Origin of the sequence: Maritalea mediterranea (genome assembly GCF_021568695.1) — a bacterium.
In the GTDB taxonomy this organism is placed as follows: Bacteria; Pseudomonadota; Alphaproteobacteria; order Rhizobiales; family Devosiaceae; genus Maritalea; species Maritalea mediterranea.
Genome location: NZ_JAKGTI010000002.1, coordinates 547,711 through 561,384, shown reverse-complemented (window position 1 = coordinate 561,384; position 13,674 = coordinate 547,711). Strand labels below are relative to the sequence as shown.

11 protein-coding genes are annotated in these 13,674 nt (G+C 53.0%); 6 read left to right on the top strand and 5 right to left on the bottom strand.

Annotation, left to right across the window (positions count from 1 at the left end):
- Positions 1 to 46 precede the first annotated feature (46 nt).
- Entirely contained in the window at positions 47 to 1,255 is a 1,209-nt protein-coding gene (locus L1I42_RS11785) for an ABC transporter substrate-binding protein (protein ID WP_236114726.1), read from the bottom strand.
- A 69-nt stretch (positions 1,256 to 1,324) separates the two neighbouring features.
- Positions 1,325 to 2,563, bottom strand: coding sequence for an aminotransferase class V-fold PLP-dependent enzyme (locus L1I42_RS11780; RefSeq protein ID WP_236114725.1), 1,239 nt, complete (start codon positions 2,561 to 2,563; stop codon positions 1,325 to 1,327).
- A gap of 282 nt (positions 2,564 to 2,845) precedes the next feature.
- Here L1I42_RS11780 and L1I42_RS11775 point away from each other — a divergent pair, with 282 nt between their 5' ends.
- The 5 genes from L1I42_RS11775 to L1I42_RS11755 are packed head-to-tail and all read left to right on the top strand — an operon-like array spanning position 2,846 to position 8,721.
- Positions 2,846 to 4,939 (top strand): hydantoinase/oxoprolinase family protein, encoded by a 2,094-nt coding sequence (locus L1I42_RS11775; RefSeq protein ID WP_236114724.1) that lies wholly within the window; start codon positions 2,846 to 2,848, stop codon positions 4,937 to 4,939.
- On the top strand, positions 4,939 to 6,546 hold the full coding sequence (locus tag L1I42_RS11770; protein WP_236114723.1) for a hydantoinase B/oxoprolinase family protein: 1,608 nt from the start codon (positions 4,939 to 4,941) through the stop codon (positions 6,544 to 6,546). The genes L1I42_RS11775 and L1I42_RS11770 overlap by 1 nt, the downstream gene beginning before the upstream one ends.
- The gene (locus L1I42_RS11765; RefSeq protein ID WP_236114722.1) at positions 6,536 to 7,159 is read left to right on the top strand and encodes a helix-turn-helix domain-containing protein; all 624 of its coding nucleotides are present in this window, start codon (positions 6,536 to 6,538) and stop codon (positions 7,157 to 7,159) included. Before L1I42_RS11770 ends, L1I42_RS11765 begins: the two co-directional genes overlap by 11 nt.
- A complete protein-coding gene (locus L1I42_RS11760) occupies positions 7,146 to 7,577 on the top strand; it encodes an SRPBCC family protein (RefSeq protein WP_236114721.1) in 432 nt (143 codons plus the stop codon). The genes L1I42_RS11765 and L1I42_RS11760 overlap by 14 nt, the downstream gene beginning before the upstream one ends.
- 13 nt (positions 7,578 to 7,590) lie before the next feature.
- The gene (locus L1I42_RS11755; RefSeq protein ID WP_236114720.1) at positions 7,591 to 8,721 is read left to right on the top strand and encodes a cupin domain-containing protein; all 1,131 of its coding nucleotides are present in this window, start codon (positions 7,591 to 7,593) and stop codon (positions 8,719 to 8,721) included.
- 61 nt (positions 8,722 to 8,782) lie between these two features.
- Here L1I42_RS11755 and L1I42_RS11750 read toward each other — a convergent pair whose 3' ends face one another.
- The 3 genes from L1I42_RS11750 to L1I42_RS11740 all read right to left on the bottom strand — a co-directional run bounded on the left by L1I42_RS11750 (position 8,783) and on the right by L1I42_RS11740 (position 10,756).
- A complete protein-coding gene (locus L1I42_RS11750; protein WP_236114719.1) occupies positions 8,783 to 8,989 on the bottom strand; it encodes a hypothetical protein in 207 nt (68 codons plus the stop codon).
- A gap of 49 nt (positions 8,990 to 9,038) precedes the next feature.
- On the bottom strand, positions 9,039 to 9,953 hold the full coding sequence (locus L1I42_RS11745; RefSeq protein WP_236114718.1) for a diacylglycerol/lipid kinase family protein: 915 nt from the start codon (positions 9,951 to 9,953) through the stop codon (positions 9,039 to 9,041).
- Between the two features lie 80 nt (positions 9,954 to 10,033).
- Positions 10,034 to 10,756, bottom strand: coding sequence for a helix-turn-helix transcriptional regulator (locus L1I42_RS11740; protein WP_369413099.1), 723 nt, complete (start codon positions 10,754 to 10,756; stop codon positions 10,034 to 10,036).
- Between the two features lie 573 nt (positions 10,757 to 11,329).
- Here L1I42_RS11740 and L1I42_RS11735 point away from each other — a divergent pair.
- The gene (locus L1I42_RS11735) at positions 11,330 to 13,627 is read left to right on the top strand and encodes a methyl-accepting chemotaxis protein (protein WP_236114716.1); all 2,298 of its coding nucleotides are present in this window, start codon (positions 11,330 to 11,332) and stop codon (positions 13,625 to 13,627) included.
- Positions 13,628 to 13,674 lie beyond the last annotated feature (47 nt).

Here is a 13,674-nt window from a genome sequence, read left to right as displayed (position 1 = left end):
TTAGTGTGCTCGCGGCAGAGGGGGCCGCGAGCACCAAAGCGTTTGACTATTCAAAGATTGCGACTTGCTTGTAGCTGTCGCCATCCACTACGAATTTGCCGATAAAGCCGGCAACGTCGCCATTTTCGTCAAATTCATGGCTGCCCGCGGCGCCTTCATAGTTGATGTCTTTGCCTTCAGCCAAAAGCTTCACAGCTTTTTCCCATTCGCCTGGGCCTACGATTTCGCCCGGCGCGTTGGCCACAAAGCGCAACGCGTCTTTAATGGCGGTACGGTCGGTGGAGCCTGCTTTTTCAATCGCCAAAGCGATCAGCATGGTGGCGTCATAGGATTGGTCAACAAATGGCTTGTCGGAGCCTTCGCCATACACCTCATCAAAACGCTTGTGCAGTGCTTCGCCCGCAGGGTTTTCAGCCGGTGACGTTGGTGCAGAGAAGAAGGAGGTGGCCAAAGCTTCTGCACCCACTTGTTCGATCAACAGATCATCGCGCAGACCATCTGTGCCGATAAAACGGTCAAACAGGCCAGCTTCAAGCGACTGCTTGACGATTTTCGCGCCACTGCCGCCCGCATAGGCAATCAAAACGAGTGCTTGTGGATCGCCATTGGCTAGGGTGGCCAATTCACCGCGATAAGAGTTTTTCTTATCTTCGTGCTTTTCATAACCGGTGATGGTGCCGCCCAGCTTTTCAAAGTTTTCTTTGAAGGTGCCGGCAATGCCCACGCCATAGTCATTGTTCACATAGGCCACCGCGACGCGGTCGATGCCTTCGTCCAGCACAATCTTGGCGAGAACTTCGCCCTGATAGTTGTCGCTGGGGACGATGCGATAAAGGAAATCGCCGTCATCCATATCTGTCATGGCAGGTGAGGTGGCGGTTGGTGAAACTTGCAGTACGCCATTTGGAATGGTCACCGCGTTGGCTGCTGCGATGGTCGCACCCGAAGAGAGGGCTCCCATCACGGCCGCCACATTTTCAAGGTTCACCAGCTTGGTGGCCGCATCCACGGAGGGTTGGGCGGCAGCCTGACCGTCAGCAACGACCAGTTCAAATTTGCCCCCGCCTAAAATGCCGCCGCCTGCATTCACATCAGCCTCGGCCAGTTTGGCTGCGTTCAGAATAGGTGGAATAAAGTTAGCCAGCGGGCCTGTGATGCCCATAATGGTGCCAACTTTTACGTCTTCAGCCGCGGCAAAGCCTGCCTGAGCTGCAAGTAGAGCCGATAAAGCAACGGCCAAAATTGGTTTTTTCAATGTTCTTCTCCCTTTTGATGCTCTCCTCTAACCTGTGCGCTTTGTTCTTTTTATTGCGCGGCACGCTAGCTATACGGAGACATTTGCGTATTTCGGATCCCGCCAGATCTCCTCTTTGAGGATTTTTTGAAGCCGACCTACCGCCTCCGCGATTTGCGCATGGGTAAGTGAGACCGGGCTCAAACCAAATCGAATGGCGTCGGGCTTGCGGAATGATGAGACGACTTTCGCGTCAATCAACGCTTCCACCACATGGCCTGCGCCGGGGGCTTTAAAGGTCACATGACCGCCCCGTTGATCATAATCTAATGGTGAGGCAATTTCGACACCAAGTTCACCGCAGGATTTTTGCAGCGCCTCGATAAAGAAATTGCTCAGGCTTTCATGTCGCGCCCAAATGTCTTTGGGGGCATATTTTTGATAAATCTGGGCAGCACAATGGGCGATTTGATTGGCGCCCACCATCGGCGTTCCAGATATGAAACGTTTGATGCTGCCATGGGGCTCATAATCGCCCGAAAAAGCGTAAATATCAGCATGTCCCATCCAGCCACAAACAGGCGGCCAGGCTTTTTCGCTCAGGTCTGGCCGCACATAAATAAAGGCCGGGCCGCCGGGGCCAGTGCTGAGATATTTATAGCCGCAGCCCACAATGTAATCTGCATTGCTTTCGCGTGCCAATACGGGTACCGCACCTGCGGAATGGGACACGTCCCACACTGTAAGGACGCCAAGCGCCTGCGCCGCTTTGTTGAACTTATCCATGTTCCAGCGTTGGCCTGACTTATAACCCACATGACTAAAGGTGCACACTGCTACGTTATCCGAAAGTGCGGCAAGTGCCTCTTCTTCGGTTTCCACATAGCGCACTTCAAGGTTTGGATTGGCACGCTCAAAGCCTTGCACCACATGAATGTCGGTGGGGAAATTGTCCCTTTGCGTCAGGATGATGGTGCGGTCCTGATTGATCGCAAGGGCGTGGCCGATCGCTTTATATAGATTGATGGTGGTGTTGTCGCAAACGACCGTTGTGCCTTTGTCTGCGCCAATCATGGGCGACAATTGGTCACCGAGAATGGCGGGCATGTCGACCCAGTCGCGCTCGGCCCACCCGCGCCGACGCAGGGCGATCCAATCATCAATTAACGCATTGGCAGCATTTCGGGCCGTTTTGGGTACGGGGCCGACAGAATTTGAGTCAAAGAATATCCAGCCCTCGGCCTGCTCATATTCTTCAACAATTTGCGCGATTGGATCTTTGTTGTCCAATTCTGATGCGCGTTGTGTCAATTCAGACAAATCTTGCATTCCATCTCTCCCCATTGCCCAAAAAAGTTTCATACTTGAAATAAGCTGTCAACTTAATTTCACATATGGAGCAAAGAATTTTAAACATAAAATACAAAGAATTTGAAAATAACTCTTTATTTCAATATGTTATACATTGACAGATTGTCGCATATGAATGTGAGTAACGTCAATTCACCAATTTTGCGGTTGCAATTGCAAAATCTTTCAAATATGAAATATACTGAACGAGCAGGGTGAGTGGCGGCTTGAATTGCGGCTGCTCAGGAGGAAGAGGCGCATATGCGAGGCGATAAATCTGTCCGACTGGCGGTAGATATTGGCGGCACCTTTACGGATGTGGTGCTGGAGTTGGGCGATGTGCGCCATAGCGCCAAAGTGCTGACCAATGTGCAAAATCCTGAATTGGGCCTGTTGGATGGTGTGCGCGTGGTGCTGGAAGAGGCACAGGTCGATCCCGCCGATATTGACGTCTTTGTGCATGGCACCACCTTGGCGACAAACGCGCTGATTGAACGCAAAGTGGCGAAAACGGCGCTGATCACCACCAAAGGTTTTGAAGATGTGTTGGAGCTGGGCTACGAAAAGCGCTTTGATCATTATGATTTGATGATTGATATGCCGCCTGCCATTGTGCCTGCCACAATACGTTTCGGGGTAACCGAACGGTTGGCACAAGATGGCGATGTGTTGGCGGCGCTCGATGAAGACGAACTGGTCAATATCTGTGTTGAATTGTGTGCCGCGCAAGTTGAAGCAGTGGCCATCGGCTTTTTGCATGCCTATGCTCATAGCGAACATGAAAAGCGGGCGCGGGACATTGTGCGGCGCGAGCTGGGTGCAGGGGTGACCATCTGCGTCTCTCATGAAGTTTGCCCGGAAATTCGCGAATATGAGCGCTTCTCCACTACTTGCGCCAATGCGTCGGTGCGGCCGCTGATCGAAGGCTATCTCACGCGGTTGGCGAAAGAGCTTTCTGAGCTTGGCATTAATGCGCCATTATTTTTGATGATGTCCGGCGGTGGCCTCACTACGCTGGAGAGCGCGGCGCGGTTTCCCATTCGGTTGGTGGAATCCGGCCCGGCAGGCGGCGCGATCTTGGCCAGCCATATCGCCAAGCAAGGTGATTTAGACAATGTGCTGTCTTTCGATATGGGCGGCACCACAGCAAAAATTTGCCTGATCGCTGACGCGGTGCCCGAACGGGCGCGGCATTTTGAAATTGCCCGCACTTATCGCGACACAAAAGGGTCCGGCTGGCCCGTGCGTATTCCGGTGATTGAAATGGTGGAAATTGGCGCAGGTGGCGGGTCTATCGCGCGGATTGATGCCATGCAACGCATCAAGGTCGGGCCGGATAGTGCCGGGGCCGAACCGGGGCCGGTCAGCTATGGCCGTGGCGGCGAGTTGGCGACGGTCACCGATGCTAATTTGGTGCTCGGCAAGATTGATCCCGCCTATTTCGCGGGCGGCAAGCTGCAGCTTTATCCTGACGCAGCGCAGGACGCGCTGGGTCAACAGATTGGAGCGTCTTTGGGGTTGGAAGAATTTTGGCCAGCCGCTGGCGTCGTAGAAATTGTCGAAGAAAATATGGCCAATGCGGCACGGGTGCACGCCATTGAGCGGGGCCGCGACATTGCCGCCAGCACCATGATCGCCTTTGGCGGTGGCGCGCCGCTGCACCTTTGCCGCCTGGCGGAAAAACTGTCGATCAACAAGATGATTGTGCCTGCAGGGGCCGGTGTTGGTTCGGCGATTGGTTTTTTGCGTGCACCGATTTCCTATGAGGTGACGCGCAGCTTCCCGATGGTGCTGGACCATCCGAATATGAAACGCGCCAATGAAATGCTTGAAGATATGGCACGAGAGGCGGGCGATATTGTGCGCCCTGCCGCTGGAGATCGCAAAGTGCAGGTTCAGCGTGTCGTAGATATTCGCTATCAAGGGCAGGGGCATGAACTGCAAATAACTTTGCCGGAAGGCACGCTTGATGCTGCCGATGCCCAATGGATTCACGATCAGTTTGAAACGCAATATCGCGCCATTTATGGCGTGACCTTGGACAATGTGCCGAGCGAGATCGTCACCTGGTCTGTGACCGTATTTTGCGAAATTGATGATGGCGTGTCGCCCACCTTCGGCGAGGGCGAAGCAGCCGAGATTGCACCGCGCAGCCATCGCGAATTGTTTGATGGGGCGCAAGGCGCGATGTTGGACACACCGGTTTATTGGCGGTTTGACCTGCCGGTGGGGGCGAAGATTTCCGGTCCTGCCATCATCGCTGAGCATGAGACGTCGACCATCGTCACTTCGCAATTTGATGCAGAGATTGACGACCATAGCTACATCATTTTGACCCGCAAGGAGGCAGTCTAATGCGCCAGAACGCTCATGACGCTATTCGCACCCAAGTGATGTGGAACCGCCTGATTTCCGTGGTGGAAGAGCAGGCGCAATCCTTGCTGCGCACAGCCTTTGGTGCGGTGGCGCGGGAGGCGGGGGATCTGTCCGCCGGGGTTTATGATTTGAGCGGGGCGATGTTGGCGCAAGCGGTGACGGGCACGCCGGGGCATGTGAACACTATGGCCAATGCGGTGGTGCATTTCTTGGAGCGCTTTCCCATCGAAACGTTGAAACCTGGTGATGTGTTGGTGAGCAATGACCCATGGATGGGCACCGGGCATTTGTTTGACTTTGTGGTGGTGACACCTGCTTTTTACAACGGCAAACCGATCGGGCTTTTCGCCTCGACCTGCCACGTCATTGATGTGGGTGGTGTCGGGTTCTCTGCAGATGCGACGTCAATTTATGAAGAGGGCACTTTGGTGCCGCATATATATTTGCGGCGCGAGGGACAACTCAATGAAGATTTGCTCAGTGTGATCTTGGCTAATACGCGCAATCCGGTGGAGGTGCGCGGCGATTTGATGTCGCTGATCAGCGCCAATGATACGGGCGTCAATCGGCTGGTCGAGATGATGGAAGAGTTTCAGATCGACGGGTTGGATGATTTGGCGGCACATATTTTGGAGACGTCGAAAGCGGCGACCCAAAAGGCGATCCGTGAGGTGCCGGATGGTGTCTATCATTATGATTTGCCGTTGGATGGCTATGAAAGCCCGATCACCATCAAAACCGAATTGCGGGTGGAAGGTGATCAGATCACCATTGATCTGTCGGGCAGTTCACCTGCCTCCAATTATGGGATCAACTCGCCACGCACCTATAGCCAAGCCTATGTGGTTTTTGGGCTGAAAGCGGTGATTGCGCCAGATGTGCCGAACAATGCTGGCTCACTGGGCTGTTTTGATCTTATTAGCGAACCGGGGACTTGCGTCGATCCGGTGTCTCCCAGCCCGGTTACGGCCCGCCATGTGATCGGCCAAATGCTGCCTGATGCGGTGTTTGGTTGCCTCGCGCAGGCGCTGCCGAACCGGGTTCAGGCGGAAAGCGCGGGCAGCATTTGGGTGTTGGCGATGGCATCTGCCCATGGCCATGCGCTGCCCAGTGAGTTGAAGGATACAAGCCGCTTTAATGTGATGAATGTAGCCATTGGTGGCATTGGGGGACGGCCGGGCAAGGACGGCTTGAACGCGATGGCCTTTCCGTCGGGCGTGGGGTCTATTCCGGTGGAGATCACCGAAAGCCAGTGCCCCTTGTGGTTCAAGCGCAAACGGATTTTGCGCGACAGTGGCGGCAAAGGCAAATATCGCGGCGGCCATGGGCAAGTGATTGAGGTGGCGAACCGCGAGGCGGCACCTTTTACCATTTCAGCGGCCACATTTGATCGGCTGAACAACGCAGCAGCGGGCCGCGAAGGCGGCGAGCCGGGGGCGTTGGGCAAGGCCTATTTGGGCACAGGGCCAGCTTTGAAAGGCAAAGGCATTCATCTGGTTCCCGCCGGCGACAGCCTGGTGGTAGAATTGCCCGGCGGTGGCGGATTCGGCCACCCGGACGTAAAGGAGCAAAAGAATGGCGACTGACCCATCACGCAGGCCAAATTTTGAGGATTTGAAAGTCGGCGCGCAGGTGAAAGCCTTCCGCAAAGCCAAGAAATATTCGTTGAGTGAGCTGGCACGCATCACCAGCATTTCCGAGGCGACCTTGTCGCGGGTGGAAAATGAGCAAACGCCGGTGAGTGCGCACAATCTCTACATTCTCAGCCAGGCGCTGGATGTGGACATCACGGCCTTTTTTGAGGCGGCAGCACAGCCTATGCGCACCGGCGTGCGCTCGATTTCGCGAGCCGGAGAGCAGCCGCCCATAGTGACTGCGCGTTATGTGGCGGAAGTGCTGTCCACCGATCTGGCCAACAAGAAGATGCATCCGGCGGTGAATACGGTCACCAAGCGCTCGCTTGAAGAAGCAGGCGGTTTGGCCAGCCATGCTGGCGAAGAGTTTTTATATGTGCTTGAGGGTCAGTTGATCCTTTATACGGATTTTTATTCCCCCACTTTGCTCAATAAGGGCGACAGCATTTATTTTGATGGCAGCATGGCCCACGCCTATGTGGCGGGGGGCGATGGCCCGGCAAAGATTTTGGTGGTAACCAATATTGATGGCAAATCAGAAGGCTTTATCAATGAGCATTCTTGATAGCCATATCACCTCCATTGTGATTGATGCGCCCCACGACAAGGTGGTGGATTTTGTGGCCTCGCCGCAAAATCTGGACCAGTGGACCTTTGGCACATGGGAAATTGAAACGCTTGGCGATGGCGTCACCAAAGGCAAAAGCCTTTTTGATGGTGGCGAAATCTACGTCAAGGTGGACTATGAGCCCGCGTTTCACATGGTGCATTATTTGCTATCTGCCATGGAAACCGGGCCTTTTACAGCCCGGATCAGTGCGCGCATTTTGCCCGGCCCGACCTTGGGCCTTGGCGCTAACCAAAGCGTTTTCTCGCTGATGGTTTGGCGACAGGTCGATATGGACGATTTCCGCTGGCACAAGCTCAAAACATGCCATGAGGCCGAGGTGATGCTGGTCAAAGCGCGCCTTGAACATCAATAGGGAGGAGATGGTCATGGATCCGCAAAATGCTGAACTGAATACAAATCTGGATTTGGTACGGGGCGCGGAAATTGTGCTGCCGACCAATGATTTGAAACAGGATTTGCCATTTTATCTGAAGCGGCTGGGTTTCCGGCTGGATAAGATTTTTCCAGCGGACGATCCGAGCGTTGCCGTGATCTCTGGCCATGGGGTGTCAATCCGATTGGATCGCAATGCCACTGCTGAGGTGCATAGTTTGCGCCTGAATTGTGATGATCCAGATAAGTTTGCTAATGGGCAAACCAAGCTGACTGCACCCAACGGTACCCAGATTGAAATTATCGATGCCAACCCGCCCTTGGTGCAGCCGGAAACACAGCATAGTTTTTTGGTGCGACGCTTGAAAGACAGCGACAGCTGGGTGATTGGGCGCGCGGGTATGCGCTATCGCGATTTGATCCCGGATCGGTTGGGCGGCTCCATCATTGCCTCCCACATCCGCATTCCTGATGGCGGGCCGGTGCCGGATATGGTGCATTATCACACGGTCGGTTTTCAATTGATCTTTTGCTATCGCGGCTGGGTTGATGTGCTTTATGAGGATCAAGGGGATAAGATTCGTCTGACCGCGGGCGACTGCGTGATCCAACCGCCAGAAATCCGCCACCGCGTGGTGGAAGCCTCAGACAATGTGGAAGTGGTGGAAATCGGCGTGCCCGCCGACCATGTGACCACCATTGACCATGAGATGACCTTGCCCAACGGCAAAGGCGACCCGGATCGAGAATGGCAGGGCACCAAATTTGTTTATGACAAAGTGGCGGAAGCCACTTGGAAACCGTGGCGCATTCCCGGATTTGAAGCCCGAGATACGGGCATTGGCGTGGCAACAAAAGGTGTTGCTGGCGTGCAAGTGGCGCGGCCGATTAAAGGCGAAGTGGCGCCGCGCACCAGCCACAATACCGATATACTGTTCACCTTCGTTAAAGAAGGCAGCATGACCCTGATGGTGGATGGCGAAGAGCCTTATGATCTGGTGGCGGGCGATGCGTTTGTGGTGCCGCCATTCATGAAAGCGGCCTATCGCAATTGTTCTGACGATTGTGAGCTGTTGGAAATTACGCTGCCGTCAGAGTTTGAAACCGAAGTGGCGGCCGATTAAGAGTTGAGCGCATGCTGAATTTTCAGCAGCATGTTTGCGCGGTCCTTCGGGGCCGCGCTTTTTAATCGTTGTCGAGACGGTTTTGCAGATCTTCTTTGATCTGTTTTTCCGAGGCCTGTTTTCTAAAGACGATTGCGCCCAGCAAGGCGCCGACAAAACCAAACAAGATGAATGCAATCAAACCGATTGTGTTGGGCAGGATCACCCACATAAACAGGCCAAACAGCAAAAAGCCGAAGGTGATCAGGAACCGGTTGAGATATGCCATAAGGTGATGCCTCCTGTTGCATAGCCTTAGTCTGACCGGCGGTGCTTGTCTAGTTGCTGCTGTGAGGGGGGGCTGGCACCAGCACGCTAAGCGCCTTTGGGTGTATCTTGATCTCAAACTCTTTTTGATCGGTCACCAACTCGCCATCAATCGTCACATCGGGTGTGTTTTTGCGATCAGTAAATCGAAGGGTCACCGTTTGGGCGCTGCGTTCAACCAGATCGGGATTGGTGTCCCAGGTGCCCAAAATCAGGTCTGAGGCCAGTTTCAGATTGTCCTGAGTGGGCAAAGGCCGGGCGGTATAAACGCCCAGTTCTCCCTGCTGTGGCAGGTCCGCATAGGGCATGTGTCCGCGGCCATATTTATTATTGGAGACAGCAATCAGGCTGAGCTTTTCTTGCTCCGCATGTCCGTCCAATTCCAGTTCAATGCGATAGCTGGGCGGTTGGTTAAAGGTGGTCAAAGCTGCTTTGAGGCTGCCGAAAATCTTCTGAAACCGCGATTGATGTTGTTGTTGATCCCGTAATTTTACGATTTTGGGGTGCATACCCACCGAAATTTGGTGCAAGAATAATCTGTCATTTGCTGTGCCAACATCCACTTGCGTTGGCTTTGCCTGAGCCAAGGCTACTGTCGCGTCATTTAAGTCAAGCGGCAATCCGAGGGAGCGGGCGAACAGGTTCATCGTACCAGCGGGGATGACGCCCAGTGTCTTATCACTCTGCCAACAATATTGTGCCGCTGCAGATATGGTGCCGTCGCCGCCGCCAGCCAGCAAAACATCGCATTCCTCGCTTTTTGCGATCTTGTCCAGCCCGTCAATCAACTGATCGCCTGCGACGATCTGTATGTCAATCTTGTGGCCCTGTGCTTCAAAGCCTTGTTGGAGTTCGCGGGCGAACTGGTCGACATCGATAGTCTTTAATGTGCCGCCATCCTTGTTCAGTAACGCGCATATGTGCATCGGGTTATTACCTTGTTGATTGTAGGGCCTCGCGAAAACGTTTCAACCCGGTGCTTGTTCCACAGATGCGCAAAATCTTGCTAGTGCAAAATGCCCAGTCTGAACGCCAAACTGACGGCATGGGTTGTGTTGGTGGCGTTGAACTTGTTGCGGATTTGTTTGAGGCAATGTTCAACAGTTTTTTCCGAAATATCAAGGATTTTGCTGGTTTCCCACGCGGTCTTGCCTTCAGCGATCCAGTAGAGAATTTCAATTTCCCGACCTTTCAATTGAGGGCGTTTGAGCAGCGCCCCGCGCACATCGATCGCAGCCATGTGGAATTGCAACGCAAACAGGATTAAATTGCCCATATGCCGGGCGCAATAAGCCTGCCATTCAGATTCTGACATGTTTGCGGCTATAGAGAACATTGCCTTGTCGGCTTTTGCCCCATGGATGGGAATAGTAAGGCCTTGTTCCCCGAGGCCGTGTTGTCGCGCATCCTTGAACAGCGCTGAAACTTCCGAAGAGTCGCAGCGGCACTCTGACCAGAAAAATGGGCGCGTGTGCTTTCGCGCTGTCTGGACCACCGGATCAATGGTGATGTAATTCTTCTCGACGTAGCGCTTCACCCAGTTTGGCGGATAAGTGGTCACCAAGCAAAAGGTCTCCGGGTTCATCTCGGCCAGGTCGGTTGCCAAATACGCCATATGACCGACCTCGAAGCAATCGGCCCAGTAGGTCAAACAGTGGTGCGCATCATCCAAAGAATTGAACTTTTCTAATGGCGCATTCAGCAGATGTGACAACTGGTCCAGAGTCACAGGTGAAACCTTTTCGTATTTGACAATACTTATATACCAATTGAACAAAATTTTTTTGTCAATGGGCTGGACGGGTTCAAGTTGGGTTTTAGGGCAAAAATTTGTTATTATATTCAATAATTTAGATAGGTTGTTCCGTTTGGTCTAGGTTATGTGATCCCGCATTTAAATTGTTAATTGGAGAATATTTAGCTCTTTACAAGGATTTTAAATCAAAGGGTTATCTCGGCAAATAGAGTTTAAGATTGACGTTGTTTGAAAATAGTAAACAATAGTTTGGCGCAAAGCGAAGTTTATCAAAGAGGCAAGTGTGATCGATTGTTCTTTGCCGATCGAACAAGTTTGATGCTAATTAAGGCATCCACGACTTCATTTGATGAATGAATTTTTGGTTGAACCAATATTAGGCTGGCGATTGAAGTGTAGTCCGGTTTGAAGCCCGGCATTACGTTTAGAAAACGTGAATAAACCTATATTCAAGCAATCATATATTAAGGAAGCTATGTAAATCTTCCGATTCACATGTTTCCCGTACAATCATCGGGGAATCCTTTTGAATTGGAGAGTGCCAGCATGAAATTGGGTGTTGCAACAAAGGCAATGCTTGCCACCGTTGGGGTTGTTGTTGTTTGTTTTACCGCATTTGCCGTATTCCTCGACCTGAATCGCAGCGCGCAGGCGGAAGCGACCATGCGCGATGAGATTACCTCGGTTGGTGAAAATATGAGCGACCGGGTCGCCGCTTGGTTTGGGGAACGTCGGTTGTTGGTTGAGCTGCAGGCCGAAAAGATTGCTGCGCTCGGTGAAGAAGCTGATGTCAAAGCTGAGCTGAGCTACAAGGTACTTGAGAACAATTTCAACGCCATCTATTTCGGGGATGATGCCACCGGCACATTCTCCATTCACCCGCCGCAAGATTTGCCAGCAGATTATGACCCGCGCAAACGCCCCTGGTATCAGGAAGTGGCGAGCAACAAGGCCACCTCGTTGACCGAGCCTTATGAGGATGCGTCAACGGGCAATCTGACAGTGACAGTTGCCACACCTGTGATGGCGGGTAACAAGATCAAAGGCGTTATTGGCGGCGACTTTACTATTACAACCATTGTTGAGATGCTGGCAGATGTGCACCATGATGGCACTTACGCCTTTTTGGCCTCGGGCGACGGGCGGGTGATCATTCATCGTGACAGTGACAATATCGGTAAATCGGTCTCTGAAGTCTTTTCAGCGGATAAACTCGCTTTTGATGGCAGCATTCAGGATGTGAATGACGCAGGTGCGGCGAGCTTTGTCGGTTTTCACAAAGTCGCTGATTTGCCTGCCGTAGACTGGTATGTCGGCGTGGTGGTCGACAAAGGCGTTGTTTTTGCCCCGCTCAATGCCAGCCGTCGTGATGCGGTTGTCGCAACCATTATTGCAGCGCTCTTGGCTGTTGGTGTTATCTTTATCGTTTTCCAAAAAGTGATCACAGGACCGCTGAAATCCATGACCCGCGGCATGAAAGAAATTGCCGATGGGGATTATGATGTGGAAGTGGGCTTTAATGATCGTGAGGACGAGATTGGTGATATGGCTCGTGCGGTTGAGATTTTCCGCGCCAATGGTCATCGAATCACCGAAATGACGGAAGAAGAAAAGATTGCGGCTGATAACCGCATTCGCGAACGGGCAGAAATGATGCGCGAACTTGGTGCGTCCTTTGGCGATGTGGTCGACGCGGCCGTTATGGGTGACTTCTCCTTACGGGTGGATAAGGAATTCCCTGATGAAGAGCTGAATAGCCTGGCGCATGGCGTGAACAGCCTGGTGGAAACGGTTGATCAGGGGATCACTGAAGTGGGGCGCGTTTTGGCGGCGCTCGCGAATACTGACCTGACCCAACGCGTGCAGGGCGAATATCACGGTGCGTTCCTTCAGTTGAAAAATGACACCAACGAAGTGGGCGATAAATTGGCCGACGTGATTTCACGATTGCGTAGCACCTCACGTCAATTGAAAGTGGCGACCAGTGAGATTCTGTCGGGTGCAAACGATCTGTCAGATCGGACCACACGTCAGGCCGCCACGATTGAAGAAACATCAGCGGCGATGGAACAGTTGTCAAACACGGTGTTGGAGAATGCGCAAGAAGCATCTGACGCCAGCGCCAACGCAGAGAAGGTGCGTGAGACAGCAGAGCAGGGCGGTGAAGTGATGCGGCAGGCCAACAAGGCCATGGAGCGGATCACGTCGTCTTCCAACGAGATTTCCAAGATTATTGGCATGATTGATGATATCGCCTTCCAGACCAATCTGCTGGCGTTGAACGCCTCGGTTGAAGCTGCACGTGCTGGCGAGGCTGGTAAAGGCTTTGCCGTGGTGGCTGTGGAAGTGCGGCGGTTGGCGCAAAGCGCGGCCAATGCGTCTGCCGATGTAAAGAAGCTGATCGAGCAATCTGTCACTGAAGTTGGCGATGGGACCAAGCTGGTGGCCGAAGCTGCCGCAAACCTTGAAGCGATGCTTGAAGCCGCGCGTTCTAACAACGAATTGATGGTGTCCATTGCCGATAAGAGCCGGGCACAGGCCAATTCGATTGGCGAGATTAATCAGGCGGTGCGGGATATGGATGAAACCACCCAGCACAATGCCGCGCTGGTGGAAGAGACCAATGCCGCGATTGAACAGACCGAAGGTCAAGCCGAAGAGCTGGACCGGATTGTGGCAGTTTTCAAACTCAATGAAAATATGGGTAGGACTTCAGTGACGGCATCAGCGCCTAGAAAGACGACTGCAGTATCAGCATCGAAGCAAACGCCCGCGGCAAAGCCCGCCCCCGCCTATTCTGGCAATGCGGCGGTGGATATAGATCCGGATTGGCAAGAGTTCTAGATCGTACAGATCAAACTGAATAAAAAGGCGGCCGTTTGGCCGCCTTT

Coding starts and splice junctions, on each gene's coding strand:
- L1I42_RS11780 (WP_236114725.1), bottom strand. CDS start 2,563: ATGCAAGATTTGTCTGAATTGACACAACGCGCATCAGAATTGGACAAC.
- L1I42_RS11775 (WP_236114724.1), top strand. CDS start 2,846: ATGCGAGGCGATAAATCTGTCCGACTGGCGGTAGATATTGGCGGCACC.
- L1I42_RS11770 (WP_236114723.1), top strand. CDS start 4,939: ATGCGCCAGAACGCTCATGACGCTATTCGCACCCAAGTGATGTGGAAC.
- L1I42_RS11765 (WP_236114722.1), top strand. CDS start 6,536: ATGGCGACTGACCCATCACGCAGGCCAAATTTTGAGGATTTGAAAGTC.
- L1I42_RS11760 (WP_236114721.1), top strand. CDS start 7,146: ATGAGCATTCTTGATAGCCATATCACCTCCATTGTGATTGATGCGCCC.
- L1I42_RS11755 (WP_236114720.1), top strand. CDS start 7,591: ATGGATCCGCAAAATGCTGAACTGAATACAAATCTGGATTTGGTACGG.
- L1I42_RS11750 (WP_236114719.1), bottom strand. CDS start 8,989: ATGGCATATCTCAACCGGTTCCTGATCACCTTCGGCTTTTTGCTGTTT.
- L1I42_RS11745 (WP_236114718.1), bottom strand. CDS start 9,953: ATGCACATATGCGCGTTACTGAACAAGGATGGCGGCACATTAAAGACT.
- L1I42_RS11735 (WP_236114716.1), top strand. CDS start 11,330: ATGAAATTGGGTGTTGCAACAAAGGCAATGCTTGCCACCGTTGGGGTT.